Consider the following 15611-nt stretch of genomic DNA (forward strand, 5'->3'; position numbering starts at 1 on the left):
CTACTATTCAGCCACTTTGCTTACCCATAAGAGGCTGGTCCCATGAAGGCTCGCAACGCGCTTCTCGCCGCATTCACCCTCAGCACCCTGGCTACTGCCGTCCAGGCCGCCGATGAAGTCGTGGTCTATTCGTCGCGCATCGACGAACTGATCAAGCCGGTATTCGACGCCTACACCGCCAAGACGGGTGTGCAGGTGAAGTTCATCACCGACAAGGAAGCGCCGCTGATCGCCCGCCTCAAGGCCGAAGGGGCCAATACCCCGGCCGACATGCTGATCACCGTCGACGCCGGCAACCTCTGGCAAGCCGAGCAGGAAGGCGTGCTGCAGCCGACCAAGTCCGCCGTGATCGACGCCAACATCCCGGCCCAGTATCGCTCCAGCACCGACAGCTGGACCGGCCTGTCGCTGCGCGCGCGGACCATCTTCTACTCCACCGAGCGGGTCAAGCCGGAGGAGCTGTCCACCTACGAAGCGCTGGCGGAGAAGAACTGGGAAGGCCGCCTGTGCCTGCGTACCAGCAAGAAGGTCTACAACCAGTCGCTGACCGCCACGCTGATCGAGGCCCATGGCGCCGAGAAGACCGAGGAGATCATCAAGGGCTGGGTCAACAACCTGGCCACGGACGTGTTCCCGGATGACACCGCGCTGCTGCAGGCCATCGACGCCGGCCAGTGCGACGTGGGCATCACCAACACCTACTACTACGGCCGCCTGCACAAGCAGCAGCCGGACCTCAAGGTCAAACCCTTCTGGCCGAATCAGGATGACCGTGGCGTGCACGTCAACCTGGCCGGTGCCGGCGTCACCCAGCATGCCCCGCATGCCGAGCAGGCCAGGAAGCTGCTGGAGTGGATGACCACCCCGGAAGCGCAGGGCATCTTCGCCGGCGTCAACCAGGAGTATCCGGCCAACCCGGCGGTCGAGCCGTCTGCCGAGGTGGCGTCCTGGGGCACGTTCAAGGCCGACAGCGTTGCCACCGAAGTGGCCGGCAAGCGCCAGGCCGAAGCGACCATGCTGATGGATCGCGCCGGCTGGCAGTAAGGGGTATTGCGCAGGTGGATGACGCCTCTTCATCCACCATGGTGGAGCGCCAGAACCTGAGCCCCCTGCGCCTTGATCGTCGAGGCAGACGTTCGACGATCTGACCGCTGCCGTTATACTGCGACGCCCCGCCTTGCCGGGGCGTCGTCCTTTCCGTCGCCGAGGAATCCGCGTGCCGCATCCTGTCCAGCGTCGCTGGTACCCCATCGTCCTTGCCGTAGCCGCTCTGGTGCTGATGCCCTTGTCGGTGCTGCTGTTGAGCTGGCACGAGGTGGACCCGCAGATCTGGGCACACCTGTGGCAGACGCAGATGGCGCGGCTGATCGGCAACACGCTGACCCTGGTGATCGGCGTGGCTGTGGGCGTGACGCTGCTGGGGGTCAGCCTTGCCTGGCTCACCAGCCTCTGCGAGTTCCCCGGGCGGCGCTGGCTGGACTGGGCGCTGATGCTGCCCTTCGCCATCCCTGCCTATGTCCTGGCGTTCGTCTTCGTCGGCCTGCTGGACTTCGCCGGCCCGGTGCAGACGCTGTTGCGCGAGTGGTTCGGCAGCGGTTTGCGTCTGCCGCGCGTGCGCTCCACCGGTGGCGTGATCATCGTCCTGGTGCTGGTGTTCTATCCCTACGTCTACCTGCTCGCCCGCGGGGCCTTCCTGGCCCAGGGCAAGGGCCTGATGGAAGCGGCGCGCGTGCTCGGGCAGAGCCCCTGGCAGGCCTTCTGGCGCGTGGCCCTGCCCATGGCGCGACCGGCCATCGGGGCCGGCCTGGCCCTGGCGATCATGGAGACCCTGGCCGACTTCGGCGCCGTGTCGGTGTTCAACTTCGACACCTTCACCACGGCGATCTACAAGACCTGGTACAGCTTCTACAGCCTGACCAGCGCGACCCAGTTGGCCAGCCTGCTGCTGCTCGCGGTCGCCCTGGTGCTCTATGGCGAGCGTCGTGCGCGCGGTGCGGCGCGCCCGGCCAACGAGCGGCCAAGGGGCAAGGCCCTGTACCAGCTGCACGGCTGGAAGGCCTTCGCAGCCAGCGCCTGGTGCGGCCTGGTGTTCGCCTGTGCCTTCGTCATTCCGCTGCTGCAGCTGCTGGCCTGGTTCTGGCAGCGCGGGCGTTTCGACCTGGACGAGCGCTATGCAGGCCTGATCCTGCACACCCTCTACCTGGGTGGCCTGGCGGCGCTGATCACGGTCAGCGTGGCCATGCTGCTGGCCTTCGCCCGGCGCCAGGCACCCAACCGCGCGGTGCGCGTCGGCGTCGCCCTGGGCAACCTGGGTTATGCCCTGCCGGGCTCGGTGCTGGCGGTGGCGATCATGCTGGCGTTCAGCTTCCTCGACCGCGAGATGGTGATCCCCTTGTCGACGGCCCTGGGTGGTGCCGGCAAGCCCCTGCTGCTGGGCAGTCTGGCGGCCCTGCTGGTGGCCTACCTGATCCGCTTCCTGGCGGTGGCGTTCGGCCCGCTGGAGACCAGCCTGGCGCGTATCCGCCCGTCGTTGCCGGAGGCGTCGCGCAGCCTCGGCGTCGGCGGCCTGGGCCTGTTCTTCAAGGTCTATCTGCCGCTGTTGCTGCCGGGCACCCTGTCCGCCGCGCTGCTGGTGTTCGTCGATGTGCTCAAGGAGATGCCGGCGACCCTGCTGATGCGTCCCTTCGGCTGGGACACGCTCGCCGTGCGGGTGTTCGAGATGACCAGCGAAGGGGAGTGGGCGCGTGCCGCGTTGCCGGCGCTGACCCTGGTGCTGGTCGGCCTGTTGCCGGTCATCCTGCTGATTCGCCGCTCGGCGCGCAGCTTCGGCTGAGCCTGCCGAGGGCTCTGGCGGGGCGTTGTACGGCGGCGGCTCGCCTGCGCGACCTTTGGTCAGATGACCCCCGCGCACCTTGCGGCTACAATGCGCGCCATTCGCGAACCGGGTAACCCGGCAGACGTGTCGAAAAGCGCACGCGCGGCGGCCGGTGCAATGCAGCACTGGCAACGCCAGCAGCGTCTCGGCGTCTGGATCGCTTCGCCAAGCCCGGAAGGAGACACCCATGGGACAGCGTACCCCTCTCTATGACCTGCACCTGGCACTGGGTGCCAAGATGGTGGATTTCGGCGGCTGGGACATGCCGCTGCACTACGGGTCGCAGGTGGAGGAACATCATCAGGTGCGTCGCGACTGCGGCGTGTTCGACGTCTCGCACATGTGTGTCGTGGATGTCTCCGGTGCTCAGTCCCTGGCCTATCTGCAGCGCCTGCTGGCCAACGATGTCGCCCGCCTGCAGAGCACCGGCAAGGCGCTGTACAGCGCCATGCTCAACGAGCGCGGCGGGGTGATCGACGACCTGATCGTCTACCTCACCGTTGACGGCTACCGGCTGGTGGTCAACGCCGGAACCCGCGACAAGGATCTGGCCTGGATGCAGGCCCAGGCAGCTGATTTCGCCGTCGAGCTGCGCGAGCGACGCGACCTGGCCATGCTCGCGATCCAGGGCCCCAAGGCGCGTGCGCGCGTTGCCGAGCTGGTGACCCAGGCGCGGGCCGCACTGATCCATGAGCTCAAGCCCTTCCAGGGCCTTCCTGAGGGCGACTGGTTCATCGCCCGCACCGGTTATACCGGCGAGGATGGGCTGGAGATCGTCCTGCCGGTGACCGAGGTGGTGTCCTTCCTCAACGAGCTGGTCGGTGCCGGTATCTCGCCCATCGGCCTCGGTGCCCGCGACACCCTGCGTCTCGAGGCGGGCATGAACCTCTACGGCCAGGACATGGACGAAGACGTCTCACCGCGTGCCGCAAACATGGCCTGGAGCGTTGCCTGGGAGCCTGCCGAGCGTGACTTCATTGGTCGCGCGGCACTCGAAGCGGAGTGTGCTGCCGGTTGCCAGAGCAAGCTGGTCGGCCTGGTGCTGGAAGAGCGTGGCGTGCTGCGTGCCCACCAGGTGGTACGCGTCGAAGGGCTGGGCGAGGGCGAGATCACCAGCGGCAGCTTCTCGCCTACGCTGAACAAGTCCATCGCCCTGGCGCGGGTGCCGGCGGCCACGGGGGATCGTGCCGAGGTGGAAATCCGTGGCAAGTGGTACCCGGTGCGAGTGGTCCGCCCCGGCTTCGTGCGCAACGGCAAAACCCTTATCTGAATCATCAGGTCGCGGCGTTGGCTGTCCCTCTCGCCACGGCCTGCTAAATTGTCCTGACGGCCCACTTGCCGTCACCGTCTACGAGGAATCGAACATGAGCAATATCCCCGCCGATCTGCGTTATGCCGCCAGCCACGAGTGGGCGCGCCTGGAGGCTGACGGCAGCGTGACCGTGGGCATTTCCGACCACGCCCAGGAAGCCCTCGGCGACGTGGTGTTCATCGAGCTGCCGGAAGTGGGCAAGCAACTGAACGCCGGCCAGGAAGCGGGTGTGGTGGAGTCGGTCAAGGCCGCCTCCGACATCTACGCCCCGGTTGGCGGCGAAGTGATCGCCATCAACGATGCCCTGGCCGACAGCCCGGAAAGCGTCAACAGCGACCCGTACGGCAGCTGGTTCTTCAAGCTCAAGCCGAGCGATGTCAGCGAACTGGACAAGCTGCTCGATGCGTCGGCCTATCAGGCTGCCGCCGACGCCGACGCCTGATTCGCGTTCCTAGACAGAAAACCCGCTTCGGCGGGTTTTTTGTTGCCTGCAGCAAGCGCTGACCGTTGGTCGTCCGGGCTTACACTTTTGCAAAATACAATATATAAAAATACATATTGTATTTTGCTTGAGTATAGGCCGTGAACGAACCCATCGATATCCAGCAGCTGCGGGCCAATGCCGATGCCGCCGGGCAGCTGCTCAAGGCGCTGGCCAACCCCGACCGCCTGCTGCTGCTGTGCCAGCTGTCGCAGGGCGAGCGCCATGTCAGCGAGCTGGAGGCGCTGCTCGGCATCCAGCAGCCGACCCTGTCGCAGCAGCTCGCCGTGCTGCGTCGCGAGGGGCTGGTGGAGACCCGGCGCGACGGCAAGCAGATCTTCTACCGCATCAGCAGCCCGGCGGCGCTGGCGGTGATCGAAACACTGTACCGCCTGTTCTGCGAGGGGCCGTCATGAGCATCGACTGGGTCAGTTTCACGCCATGGAGCGCCCTGGCCGGTGGCGCGTTGATCGGCCTGGCGGCGGCGATCTTCGCCCTGGCCAACGGTCGCGTCGCCGGCATCAGCGGTCTGCTCGGCAGCCTGCTGCAGCGCAATGCGGAAGGCCGTGGCGAGAAGGCCGCCTTTGTCGTCGGCCTGCTGCTGGCGCCCTTGCTCTGGGGGCTGTTCCGCGCGCTGCCGGCGGTCCACTTCGAGGTGGGCAGCCTGGGCCTGATCGTTGCCGGGCTGCTGGTCGGCATCGGCACGCGCTATGGCTCGGGCTGCACCAGCGGCCATGGCGTCTGCGGCCTATCCCGGCTGTCACCACGTTCGCTGGTGGCGACGCTGTGCTTCATGGCCAGCGGGTTCGCCACCGTGTTCGTTCTGCGTCATCTGCTGGGGGGCTGAGCATGCGTCGTGTCATTGCGTTCGTCTGTGGTCTGCTGTTCGGCATCGGGCTGCTGCTGGCTGGCATGGCCGATCCGGCCAAGGTGCTGGCCTTTCTCGATCTTGGCGGTCACTGGGACCCCTCGCTGGCGCTGGTGATGGCGGGCGCCATCGGCGTCGCCGCGCTGCCGCTGAACCTGGCGCGACGGCGCACGCGGGCGTTGCTCGGCGGCGCGATGCAACTGCCGACCCGGCGCGATCTGGACGCCCGCCTGATCGGCGGCAGCCTGCTGTTCGGTATCGGCTGGGGCATCGCCGGCATCTGCCCGGGGCCGGCTCTGGCCATCCTGCTGAGCGGGCACTGGCAGGCGCCGTTGTTCGTCGTCGCGATGCTCGCCGGCATGCTGATCTTTTCCGCGCTGGAGGGCCGGCGCGGGCGCTGACCTGGAGAACCTCCGATGAAAGCCAATGTTGGAACGCTCGACCGTAGCCTGCGCATCGCCGTGGGCCTGATGCTCATCGCACTCAGCCTGACCGGCATCGTCGGCCTGTGGGGCTGGATCGGCGTGGTGCCGCTGGCGACCGGCGTCCTGCGGTTCTGCCCGGTCTATCCGCTGCTGGGTATCAACACCCGCAAGATCGAATGAAGTGCATGGCACGGGCGCAGCCACGCTTCCTTGCGCGTGCGGGAACGCGAAAACGCCCGACATGTGTCGGGCGTTGACAGGTAGGGCACGAGAGAAAGCGGTCGGCACAGGGGCGGGTTGCACCCACCCCGCACGACTCAGCGCCCTTGCGGCGCCGGCTGCTGCTGCGTGATGCAGTGAATGTTGCCGCCACCGAGCAGGATTTCGCGGCCTGGCACCATGATCACGCGATGCTCGGGGAATACACGCTGGAGGATGGCGCGGGCTTCCTCGTCCTTGGCGTCAGCGAAGCTCGGCGCGACGATGCCGCCGTTGACGATGAGGAAGTTGACGTAGGAGCCGGCCAGGCGGATCGACGGATCGCGCTCCTGGCTGCCGTCGGCCATGTCGACGCCTGCGCACTCTTCGGCAGTGGCGTGGATCGGGCCGGGAATGGGCATCTTGTGCACGGTCAGCTGGCGGCCCTTGGCGTCGCGGGCGCTTTCCAGCACGCGCATGGCAGCCTGGCAGCGCGGGTAGTTGGGGTCGTTGGCGTCGTCGGTCCAGGCCAGCAGCACCTCGCCCGGGCGCACGTAGCAGCAGAAGTTGTCGACGTGGCCATCGGTCTCGTCGTTGTACAGCCCGTCCGGCAACCAGATCACCGTATCGATGGCCAGGTGCTCGTGGAGCACGCGCTCGATCTCCTCGCGTGACAGGTGAGGGTTGCGATTCCTGTTCAGCAGGCATTCTTCGGTGGTGATCAGGGTGCCTTCGCCATCGACATGGATGGAGCCGCCTTCCAGCACGAAGCCCTCGGTGCGGTAGCGCTTGCTGCCCTCGATCTCGAGGATCTTGCGCGCCACCTGGTCGTCACGCTGCCATGGCCAGTACAGGCCGCCATCGAAGCCACCCCAGGCGTTGAAGGTCCAGTCCACGCCGCGTACTTCGCCGCTGGCGTTGGTCACGAAAGTCGGCCCGGTGTCGCGCACCCAGGCGTCGTCAGTGGTGATCTCCACCAGGCGGATACGCTCGTCGTCCAGGCGCGCACGGGCATTCTCGTACTGCGCCGCGCTGACGCAGACGGTCACCGGCTCGAACTGAGCGATGGCCTTGGCTACGGCGCTGAAGGCGGCCTGCGCCGGCTTGCCGCCGTTGCGCCAGTTGTCCGGGCGCTCGGGCCAGACCATCCAGGTCTGGCTGTGGGGTTCCCATTCCGCCGGCATGCGGAAGCCATCGGCGCGAGGAGTGCTGCTCAGGGTCGTCATATTTCACCTGTAGCCCGGAGGCGATCCGGGGTGTCTGTCGTCGCGCCCCGGGTTGCGAACGGGGCGCGACATCGTTGGGCTTATTCGCAGAGGCTTGCGCCGTCGAGCGTGGAAAGTGGCCAGTATAGGTTCGGCCGGCGGTCGCGGAACACACCCCAGGCCGTGCGTATCTTCTCCAGTTCGTCCAGATCGAAGCTGTGCACCAGGACGCCTTCTTCGCTGCGGTCCAGTTCCTCGACCTTCTCGCCGTACGGGTTGGCGATGAACGAGCTGCCGTAGAAGGTGATGTCGTAACCGTCCTGCTCCTCGCGGCCGATGCGGTTGCTGGCGACCAGCGGCATCAGGTTGGCGCCGGCATGGCCCTGCTGAACGCGCTGCCAGTGGTCGCGCGAGCTGATGTTCGGGTCATGCGGCTCGCTGCCGATGGCGGTGGGGTAGAAGAGAATCTCCGCGCCCATCAGCGCCATGCTGCGTGCGCATTCGGGGAACCACTGGTCCCAGCAGATGCCGACCCCGATCCGGGCGTAGGCGGTGTCCCAGACCTTGAAGCCGCTGTCGCCTGGGTTGAAATAGTACTTCTCGTGATAGCCGGGGCCGTCCGGGATATGGCTTTTCCGATAAATCCCGAGGTTGCTGCCATCGGCATCGATGATCGCGATGCTGTTGAAGCGGGCCCGCCCGGCGCGCTCGAAGAAGCTGATCGGCAGGACCACCTTCAGCTCGGCGGCGACCTTGCGAAAGTGTGCGATGGCCGGGTTCTCCTCGACCGTGGTGGCCAGCTGGGTGTAGTCGGCGTTGGGCTTCTGGCAGAAGTAGGGGGTCTCGAAAAGCTCCTGGATCAGGATGATCTGCGCACCCTGGGCCGCTGCCTGGCGCACCAGCTTCTCGGCGTTGGCGATGTTCGCGCGGGTATCCCAGGAGCAGGCCATCTGGGTCGCGGCGACGGTGACGATACGGGACATGAAGCACCTCTTGTGAGCCGGCGCGGCCGGTCAGTCTTCTGCGGAGTGCCATGGCTGGAGGAGATCGACCACGGCGTGATGGTCGATTTATATCCGATAAATATCGGTATTAGAAGAGAGGTGAGCGCCATCTGGTCGATATTTTTCGATTTATATCGATTTTTATTGGGCGTGCAGAAACAAGCCGCCGCCTGGGCAGGCAGCAGCGGCAAGGCTTCGGGTCAGGCGAGCGGGGTCGTGCGTTTCGGCAGGGCGGCCGGCAGATAGAGGCCCAGGTAGGCATCGAACACGCGCATGCCTTCCTCGGCCAGGCGCGGTGTGATTTCGCCGTGCAGCTGTACCGAGCGGGCGTAGACACGGTCGCCAAGCTCCATGGCCAGGGCGAATACATCGATATCCGTCGGCAATTGCGGCAGGGGGAAGTGGCGCTCGAACAGGGCCTGCATGAGGCGACCCAGCTCGATGTCGTGCTGGTGATCCGCCTGGGTCACCTCCGCCAGGCCGTGCTGGGCCAGGATCAGCTGGCGGGCCGCCGCATCGCGGGCATAGATGGCCAGCATGCGTCGCTCGATGACGTGCGACAGGTCATGCCAGCTGCGCAGGCTGGCGTGCTCGACCGGCTCCTGCAGGCAGGCGCGGAAGGCGGCGTGCACGTCGGCGGTCAGGCCCTCGAGCAGCGCCGGCACGCTGGCGAAGAAGTGGTAGACCGAGGACGGCGGGATCCCGGCGTGCTCGGCCACCGTGTAGATCGACAGGTTGGCCATGCCGTGTGCGGCCAGCAGCTCGCGGGCCGAGGCGAGGATGCCGGCGATGCGGGCCTGGCTGCTGGCGCGTGGCTTGCGGGTGCTGGCGGGGCGCGACATGACGGGCTCCTCGGTGGGCGAGGTGCTATTGGACGTCAGCCGGCGCCAGCGAGGCAAGCGTCTTCAGGGACCATCGCGGAAGCGCTGCCAGATCTGGTCGCGCACCTGGGCATGCTTGTCCGAGAGGACTTCCAGCGGATACAGGCGCCGCTTGGTGTCCTGGTCCGGGTAGAGGCCGGGCTGGGCGAGCAGGGCGGCGTCGATGAACTGCGCCGAGTCGGCGTTGCCGTTGGGGTAGAGCGTCTCGGCGGTGACCTGGGCGATGACCTGCGGCTGCATCAGGTAGTCGATGAAGCGGTGGGCCAGCTCCGGACGGCTGGCGCTGCTGGGGATGACCAGGTTGTCGACGAACAGCACCGAGCCCTCCTGCGGTACCAGGAAGCGCACCGGCTGGCCGGCCTGCGCCGCAGCGAGCGCATCGCCGACCCAGGCCACGGCCAGGCACAGCCTGCCGTTGCTGAGGTCGTCGATGTAGCGCTCGCTGTCGACGTAGCGCAGGTTCGGGCGCAGTGACTGGAGCAGGTCGCCGGCGCGCTCGATGCGGCTCGGTGCGCTACGGGCCAGGCTGCGGCCCTGGTAGTTGAGCAGCAGCGACAGGGTCTCGTCCGCCGCGTCCAGCACGCTGATGCCACAGCTGGCCAGGCGCGCGCTCTTCTCGGGGTCGAACAGCAGGCTCCAGCTCTCCGGCAGCGGCCCGCCGTAGGCGGCCTCGGCCTGCGGCGTGTTGATCGCCAGGCCCACGGCGCCCCACAGGTAGGGCACGGCGTGCTGGTTCTGCGGGTCGACCGCGGCCAGCTTGCTGAGCAACTGCTTGTCCAGGTGCGAGCGGTTAGGGAGCAGGTTGAAGTCCAGCGGGCGAATGCGGCCGTTGGCGATCAGCGTCGGCAGTTCGTTGTGCGAGGGCACGGCGATGTCGATGGCCTGGCCGCTTTCCAGCGCGGCGTTCAGTTCCTCGGCGCTGGCGAAGGTGTGGTACTCCACCTCGATACCGGTGTCGCGGGTGAAGTTTTCCAGCACCTGCGGCGCGATGTAATCGTTCCAGTTGTAGACACGGATGCTGTCGGCGGCCTGGCTCAGGCCGGAGATCAGGCCTAGCAGGACGGCGGCAAAAGCGCGTTGCATGAGAAGCTCCCTGATGGATGAAGGCAACAGTATCCGGCGGCCGTGGCCGTCGGAGGTTGATTCATGTCAGCGGAGTCGCCGTGCGGCGAACCGCTGCTGGCTCCGGCGCAGCGCGCCGGAGCAGGCAGTGTGCAGGCAAAAAGAAGCCGGCTCTACGGCCGGCTTTCCGGGGTGTTACACGGTGTGCAGATACCAGTTGTACTCGAGGTCGGAAATGGTGGTTTCGAACTCTTGCAGCTCGGCTTCCTTGCACGCGACGAAGATGTCGATGTACTTGGGATCGATGTACTTGTTCAGTACCTCGCTGTCGTCCAGCTCGCGCAAGGCATCGCGCAGGTTGTTCGGCAGGCTGGGGTCGAGCTGTTCGTAAGAGTTGCCCTCGATCGGTTCGCCCGGCTCGATCTGGTTGGTCAGACCGTGGTGGATACCGGCGAGGATCGAGGCCAGCATCAGGTAGGGGTTGGCGTCGGCGCCCGCGACACGGTGCTCGATGCGCACGGCGTCCGCGCTGCCGGTCGGTACGCGTACGGCCACGGTGCGGTTGTCCAGCGCCCAGCTCGGTGCGTTGGGCACGTAGAACTGCGCGCCGAAGCGGCGGTAGGAGTTGACGTTGGGGCAGAGGAAGGCCATCGACGCGGCCATGGTGTCGAGGATGCCGCCGACGGCATGGCGCAGCGAGGTGTTCTGCAGGGGATCGTCGGCCGCGAAGATGTTCTTGCCGGTCTTCTTGTCCAGCAGCGAGATGTGCACATGCAGGCCGTTGCCCGCCTGGCCCGGATAGGGCTTGGCCATGAAGGTGGAGTCCATCTCATGGTCATAGGCGATGTTCTTGATCAGGCGCTTGAGCAGCAGCGCGTAGTCGCAGGCCTTGATGGCGTCTTCGACGTGATGCAGGTTGACCTCGAACTGCGCGGGCGCGCTCTCCTTGACGATGGCGTCGGCCGGGATGTCCTGTTCCTTGGCGGCTTCGAGCATGTCCTGCAGGCAGTCGACGTATTCGTCGAGGTCGTCGATCAGGTAGACCTGGGTGGAGTGCGGGCGCTTGCCGGAGATCGGTGAGCGCGGTGGCTGCGGGCGGCCGTTCACGTTCTCCTGGTCGATCAGGTAGAACTCCAGTTCGAAGGCTGCGCAGATACGCAGGCCCAGTTCGTCGAACTTCTGTACCACCTGGCGCAATACCTCGCGTGGATCGGCGAAGAAAGGCGTGCCGTCCAGCTCGTGCATGGTCATCAGCAGCTGCGCGGTGGGGCGCTTCTGCCAGGGTTCGTTGCACAGGGTATTGGGGATGGGGAAGCAGATACGGTCGGCGTCGCCGATATCCAGGCCGAGGCCGGTGCTTTCGACGGTGGAACCATTGATGTCGAGCGCGAAGAGCGAGGCGGGCAGGTTGATGCCTTTCTCGTACACCTTGTGAAGGGCGTTACGGTCGATGCGCTTGCCACGCACCACACCGTTCATATCTGCAATAAGAAGGTCGACGAACTGGACCTCAGGATGTTCCTTAAGGAACGCGTTCGCTTCGTTAAGCTGAACGGCACGCGGGGGTACCGACATGATGCAACACCTTTTTGTTAAAAATATCAATCATGCAACTGCATGGGTGTGAGTCAATCCGAAACGCACATTACTGTCAAGCAGGGCCATTCATGCCCTCTTGTGGGGCGTGATGGCCATTTTTGGGGCGTTTCAGGGCCGTTATGGGTGGTCCAAACGCTGATCTACCAAGGTGCTCAGTGGGGTGTGTTCAATTTTTTACAGAGCTATTGTGTAAAAAAATGAACAAGGCTAAGCTCGGTTCAAACCCATAACAGCAATAATACGGGTGTCTCATGTTTCGCCTGCCGACTATCGGCGTCAGCGCTTGTGTCAGGACCAGCATCGGTCACGCTACCAGCACTCCCCTTCACGCCAGGGGACGTCTTCGCCCCACGCAGGGTGGCGCACTTGCTGCGGCAGCGCGGCAGCGTACGTTCTCTTCCGCGGCTTTCGCGCCGCTCGGCCTGTCTCGTCAGGCTTTCCGCTCGCTCATTACCCAGCACGATAGCGCACGCAGCGCCGTATCGCTGCAGTGCCTGCGCCTTGGCCCGCGTCCTGCAACGCACGAGGGCGTCCCGGGTTCGAGGCGTCCCGCGCTTTGCCGCGAGATAGACGCCTCGCTGCAGCAACGCAGAAGCGCGCCATTTTCTTTCGATGGAGCTAAAAGTCAGGTGCCGGAGGTGCTGCACCCCTAGTAGCATCCACACGAATATCTCGCGCTCCTCCAGGCCTTTGGTGAGGCTTGCAGGGGGAGGGCGGGGCAACGCTGAACCGACTATAACCCTAGTTGGTTCTACAACCCTGAGGTCTCTATGAGTACCAAGCTAGACCAGCTCACGAGCTGGCTGAAAGAACGCAAAATCACCGAAGTCGAATGCCTGATCAGTGACCTGACCGGCATTGCCCGCGGCAAGATCTCGCCGACCAACAAGTTTCTCGACGAGAAGGGCATGCGCCTCCCCGAGAGCGTGCTGCTGCAGACCGTGACCGGCGACTACGTCGAGGACGACATCTACTACGACCTGCTGGACGAGGCGGACATCGACATGTTCTGCCGTCCCGACCCGAACGCCGTGTTCGTCGTGCCCTGGGCCATCGAGCCCACCGCCATGGTGATCCACGACACCTTCGACAAGCAGGGCAACCCCATCGAGCTGTCGCCGCGCAACATCCTCAAGAAGGTGTTGCAGATGTACGAAGGCAAAGGCTGGAAACCCATCGTCGCACCGGAGATGGAGTTCTACCTGACCAAGCGCAGCAGTGACCCGGACTTCCCGCTGGAGGCCCCTGTCGGCCGTTCCGGCCGCCCGGAAACCGGCCGTCAGAGCTTCTCCATCGACGCGGCGAACGAGTTCGATCCGCTGTTCGAAGACATGTACGACTGGTGCGAGCTGCAAGGCCTGGATCTGGACACCCTGATCCACGAGGAAGGGCCGGCGCAGATGGAGATCAACTTCCGTCACGGCGACGCCCTGCACCTGGCCGACCAGATCCTGGTGTTCAAGCGCACCATGCGCGAGGCCGCGCTCAAGCACGACGTGGCGGCGACCTTCATGGCCAAGCCGATCACCGACGAGCCGGGCAGCGCCATGCACATCCACCAGAGCGTGGTCGACATCAAGACCGGCAAGAACATCTTCTCCAATGAAGACGGGACGATGAGCGAGCTGTTCCTGCACCACATCGGTGGCCTGCAGAAGTACATCCCGGAGCTGCTGCCGCTGTTCGCGCCGAACGTCAACTCGTTCCGCCGTTTCCTGCCCGATACCTCGGCGCCGGTGAACGTGGAGTGGGGCGAGGAGAACCGCACCGTGGGCCTGCGCGTACCGGAAGCCAGTCCGCAGAACCGTCGCGTGGAAAACCGCCTGGCCGGCGCCGATGCCAACCCCTACCTGGTGCTGGCGGCGACCCTGCTGTGCGGCTACATGGGCATGGTCGGCGGCGTGAAGCCCGGGGCGCCGGTCAAGGGCCGTGGCTACGAGCGTCGCAACCTGCGCCTGCCGGTGACCATCGAGAGCGCGCTGGAGCGTATGGAATCGTGCAAGGACGCCGAGAAGTTCCTCGGCGAGAAGTTCATCCGTGGCTACGTCGCGGTCAAGCGTGCCGAGCACGAGAACTTCAAGCGCGTGATCAGTTCCTGGGAGCGCGAGTTCCTGTTGCTGTCGGTGTGACGATGCAGAGCCGCTGATGGCTCGGTGGCAGGCGTTTCGTTCGCGACGGCGCCTGCCACGATTCAACGGATTTCCGCGGGCCGCCAGGGCGGCCCGCACAAAGAAGGTGTTGTGATGAACCAGCAAGCCAAGAACCCCAAGACCGCTCAGTGGCAGGCCCTGAGCCAGGCCCACCATCTGGCGCCGTTCAGTGACTACAAGCAGCTGGCCGAGAACGGCCCGCGCATCATCACCGAGGCCCGTGGCGTGCACCTGTGGGACAGCGAGGGGCACAAGATCCTCGATGGCATGGCCGGCCTGTGGTGCGTGGCCGTCGGCTATGGCCGCGAGGAGCTGGTCGAGGCTGCTGCCCGACAGATGCGCCAGTTGCCGTTCTACAACACCTTCTTCCAGACCGCCCACCCGCCGGTGCTGGAGCTGGCCCAGGCGATCGCCCAGCTGGCGCCGGCCGGCATGAACCACGTGTTCTTCACCGGTTCCGGCTCCGAGGGCAACGACACCATGCTGCGCCTGGTGCGCCACTACTGGGCGTGCAAGGGGCAGCCGAACAAGAAGGTCATCATCGGCCGCGAGAATGGCTACCACGGCTCCACCGTGGCCGGTGCCAGCCTCGGTGGCATGAAGTTCATGCACGAGCAGGGCGACCTGCCGATTCCCGGCATCGCCCACATCCCGCAGCCGTACTGGTTCGGTGAGGGTGGCGAGCAGTCGCCGGAAGCGTTCGGCATCTGGGCCGCCGACCAGCTGGAGAAGAAGATTCTCGAACTGGGCGAGGAGAACGTGGCGGCCTTCATCGCCGAGCCGATCCAGGGTGCCGGTGGCGTGATCGTGCCGCCGGACAGCTACTGGCCGCGGATCAAGGAGATCCTGGCGAAGTACGACATCCTCTTCGTCGCCGATGAAGTGATCTGCGGCTTCGGCCGCACCGGCGAGTGGTTCGGCAGCCAGTACTACGGCCTGCAGCCCGACCTGATGACCATCGCCAAGGGGCTGACCAGCGGCTACGTGCCGATGGGTGGCCTGATCGTCAGCGACAAGGTGTTCGAGGTGATCGAGGCGCATGGCGATTTCAACCACGGCTTCACCTATTCCGGGCATCCGGTGGCGGCGGCGGTGGGCCTGGAGAACCTGCGCATCCTCAAGGAGGAGGGCATCGTCGAGCGGGTGAAGGCGGAAACGGCACCGTATTTGCAGAAGCGTCTGCGCGAGCTGGCGGATCACCCGCTGGTGGGCGAAGTGCGCGGTATCGGCATGCTCGGCGCCATCGAACTGGTGCAGGACAAGGCGACGCGTACCCGTTACCCGGGTGACAAGGCGGTGGGCATGGTCTGCCGCGGCCACTGCTTTAATAACGGTCTGATCATGCGCGCCGTGGGCGACACCATGATCATCGCGCCGCCGCTGGTGATCAGCCAGGCGGAAGTGGACGAACTGGTGGAAAAAGCACGCAAGTGCCTGGATCTGACTTTGCGTGACCTGTCGGTCTGAAAAAGCCGCAGTCACGGAAAGTTGTCAGCGGTGCCATGACCTTGCCAGACTGCGCCAGAGCGCGTTGGCCAGCCTGATTCGAGC

Annotated in this window: 15 protein-coding genes; 10 read left to right on the forward strand and 5 right to left on the reverse strand. The window is 65.5% G+C overall.

The annotated features are described in order from the left end of the window. Positions 1 to 42 precede the first annotated feature (42 nt). The 8 genes from JLK41_RS01595 to JLK41_RS01630 all read left to right on the forward strand — a co-directional run bounded on the left by JLK41_RS01595 (position 43) and on the right by JLK41_RS01630 (position 6141). Positions 43 to 1044 carry an extracellular solute-binding protein gene (locus JLK41_RS01595; RefSeq protein WP_037056727.1) on the forward strand — a complete coding sequence of 334 codons (1002 nt, stop codon included), beginning with the start codon at positions 43 to 45 and terminating at the stop codon, positions 1042 to 1044. A 172-nt stretch (positions 1045 to 1216) separates the two neighbouring features. Further along, positions 1217 to 2833 (forward strand): ABC transporter permease, encoded by a 1617-nt coding sequence (locus JLK41_RS01600; protein WP_134677840.1) that lies wholly within the window; start codon positions 1217 to 1219, stop codon positions 2831 to 2833. Positions 2834 to 3062: 229 nt separating this feature from the next. After that, positions 3063 to 4145 (forward strand): glycine cleavage system aminomethyltransferase GcvT, encoded by a 1083-nt coding sequence (gcvT, locus tag JLK41_RS01605; RefSeq protein ID WP_210390205.1) that lies wholly within the window; start codon positions 3063 to 3065, stop codon positions 4143 to 4145. 94 nt (positions 4146 to 4239) lie between these two features. After that, positions 4240 to 4629 carry a glycine cleavage system protein GcvH gene (gene gcvH / locus JLK41_RS01610; RefSeq protein ID WP_037056732.1) on the forward strand — a complete coding sequence of 130 codons (390 nt, stop codon included), beginning with the start codon at positions 4240 to 4242 and terminating at the stop codon, positions 4627 to 4629. Positions 4630 to 4769: 140 nt separating this feature from the next. After that, on the forward strand, positions 4770 to 5084 hold the full coding sequence (locus tag JLK41_RS01615; protein WP_037056733.1) for an ArsR/SmtB family transcription factor: 315 nt from the start codon (positions 4770 to 4772) through the stop codon (positions 5082 to 5084). After that, on the forward strand, positions 5081 to 5515 hold the full coding sequence (locus JLK41_RS01620; protein WP_037056734.1) for a YeeE/YedE family protein: 435 nt from the start codon (positions 5081 to 5083) through the stop codon (positions 5513 to 5515). The genes JLK41_RS01615 and JLK41_RS01620 overlap by 4 nt, the downstream gene beginning before the upstream one ends. Positions 5516 to 5517: 2 nt before the next feature. After that, positions 5518 to 5937: a DUF6691 family protein gene (locus tag JLK41_RS01625; protein ID WP_150607600.1), complete on the forward strand. Its 420-nt coding sequence runs from the start codon at positions 5518 to 5520 to the stop codon at positions 5935 to 5937. A 15-nt stretch (positions 5938 to 5952) separates the two neighbouring features. Continuing rightward, complete coding sequence (locus JLK41_RS01630) at positions 5953 to 6141, forward strand: YgaP family membrane protein (protein WP_134677836.1); 189 nt, start codon at positions 5953 to 5955, stop codon at positions 6139 to 6141. Between the two features lie 137 nt (positions 6142 to 6278). Here JLK41_RS01630 and aguA read toward each other — a convergent pair whose 3' ends face one another. The 5 genes from aguA to JLK41_RS01655 all read right to left on the reverse strand — a co-directional run bounded on the left by aguA (position 6279) and on the right by JLK41_RS01655 (position 11886). Next, the gene (gene aguA, locus JLK41_RS01635; protein WP_210390206.1) at positions 6279 to 7385 is read right to left on the reverse strand and encodes an agmatine deiminase; all 1107 of its coding nucleotides are present in this window, start codon (positions 7383 to 7385) and stop codon (positions 6279 to 6281) included. A gap of 80 nt (positions 7386 to 7465) precedes the next feature. Beyond that, entirely contained in the window at positions 7466 to 8347 is an 882-nt protein-coding gene (gene aguB / locus JLK41_RS01640) for an N-carbamoylputrescine amidase (RefSeq protein WP_037056744.1), read from the reverse strand. 221 nt (positions 8348 to 8568) lie between these two features. Further along, positions 8569 to 9210, reverse strand: coding sequence for a TetR/AcrR family transcriptional regulator (locus JLK41_RS01645; protein ID WP_037056747.1), 642 nt, complete (start codon positions 9208 to 9210; stop codon positions 8569 to 8571). Positions 9211 to 9273: 63 nt separating this feature from the next. Then, entirely contained in the window at positions 9274 to 10332 is a 1059-nt protein-coding gene (locus JLK41_RS01650; protein ID WP_037056749.1) for a polyamine ABC transporter substrate-binding protein, read from the reverse strand. Between the two features lie 174 nt (positions 10333 to 10506). Further along, positions 10507 to 11886, reverse strand: a complete 1380-nt coding sequence (locus tag JLK41_RS01655; protein WP_037056751.1) for a glutamine synthetase family protein — start codon at positions 11884 to 11886, stop codon at positions 10507 to 10509. 794 nt (positions 11887 to 12680) lie between these two features. Here JLK41_RS01655 and JLK41_RS01660 point away from each other — a divergent pair. Together JLK41_RS01660 and JLK41_RS01665 are read left to right on the forward strand one after the other, a co-directional pair. Further along, entirely contained in the window at positions 12681 to 14039 is a 1359-nt protein-coding gene (locus JLK41_RS01660; protein WP_037056753.1) for a glutamine synthetase family protein, read from the forward strand. A gap of 114 nt (positions 14040 to 14153) precedes the next feature. Continuing rightward, on the forward strand, positions 14154 to 15527 hold the full coding sequence (locus JLK41_RS01665; RefSeq protein ID WP_150607606.1) for an aspartate aminotransferase family protein: 1374 nt from the start codon (positions 14154 to 14156) through the stop codon (positions 15525 to 15527). Positions 15528 to 15611: the final 84 nt, after the last annotated feature.

This window comes from Ectopseudomonas khazarica (assembly GCF_017915135.1).
Classification (GTDB): Bacteria; Pseudomonadota; Gammaproteobacteria; order Pseudomonadales; family Pseudomonadaceae; genus Aquipseudomonas; species Aquipseudomonas khazarica.

What these genes read in the sequence shown, in the direction of transcription:
- JLK41_RS01595 (WP_037056727.1), top strand. Translation starts at nt 43, where the DNA reads ATGAAGGCTCGCAACGCGCTTCTCGCCGCATTCACCCTCAGCACCCTG.
- JLK41_RS01620 (WP_037056734.1), top strand. Translation starts at nt 5,081, where the DNA reads ATGAGCATCGACTGGGTCAGTTTCACGCCATGGAGCGCCCTGGCCGGT.
- JLK41_RS01655 (WP_037056751.1), bottom strand. Translation starts at nt 11,886, where the DNA reads ATGTCGGTACCCCCGCGTGCCGTTCAGCTTAACGAAGCGAACGCGTTC.
- aguB (WP_037056744.1), bottom strand. Translation starts at nt 8,347, where the DNA reads ATGTCCCGTATCGTCACCGTCGCCGCGACCCAGATGGCCTGCTCCTGG.
- JLK41_RS01645 (WP_037056747.1), bottom strand. Translation starts at nt 9,210, where the DNA reads ATGTCGCGCCCCGCCAGCACCCGCAAGCCACGCGCCAGCAGCCAGGCC.
- JLK41_RS01650 (WP_037056749.1), bottom strand. Translation starts at nt 10,332, where the DNA reads ATGCAACGCGCTTTTGCCGCCGTCCTGCTAGGCCTGATCTCCGGCCTG.
- JLK41_RS01630 (WP_134677836.1), top strand. Translation starts at nt 5,953, where the DNA reads ATGAAAGCCAATGTTGGAACGCTCGACCGTAGCCTGCGCATCGCCGTG.
- JLK41_RS01625 (WP_150607600.1), top strand. Translation starts at nt 5,518, where the DNA reads ATGCGTCGTGTCATTGCGTTCGTCTGTGGTCTGCTGTTCGGCATCGGG.
- JLK41_RS01665 (WP_150607606.1), top strand. Translation starts at nt 14,154, where the DNA reads ATGAACCAGCAAGCCAAGAACCCCAAGACCGCTCAGTGGCAGGCCCTG.
- JLK41_RS01660 (WP_037056753.1), top strand. Translation starts at nt 12,681, where the DNA reads ATGAGTACCAAGCTAGACCAGCTCACGAGCTGGCTGAAAGAACGCAAA.
- aguA (WP_210390206.1), bottom strand. Translation starts at nt 7,385, where the DNA reads ATGACGACCCTGAGCAGCACTCCTCGCGCCGATGGCTTCCGCATGCCG.
- gcvT (WP_210390205.1), top strand. Translation starts at nt 3,063, where the DNA reads ATGGGACAGCGTACCCCTCTCTATGACCTGCACCTGGCACTGGGTGCC.
- gcvH (WP_037056732.1), top strand. Translation starts at nt 4,240, where the DNA reads ATGAGCAATATCCCCGCCGATCTGCGTTATGCCGCCAGCCACGAGTGG.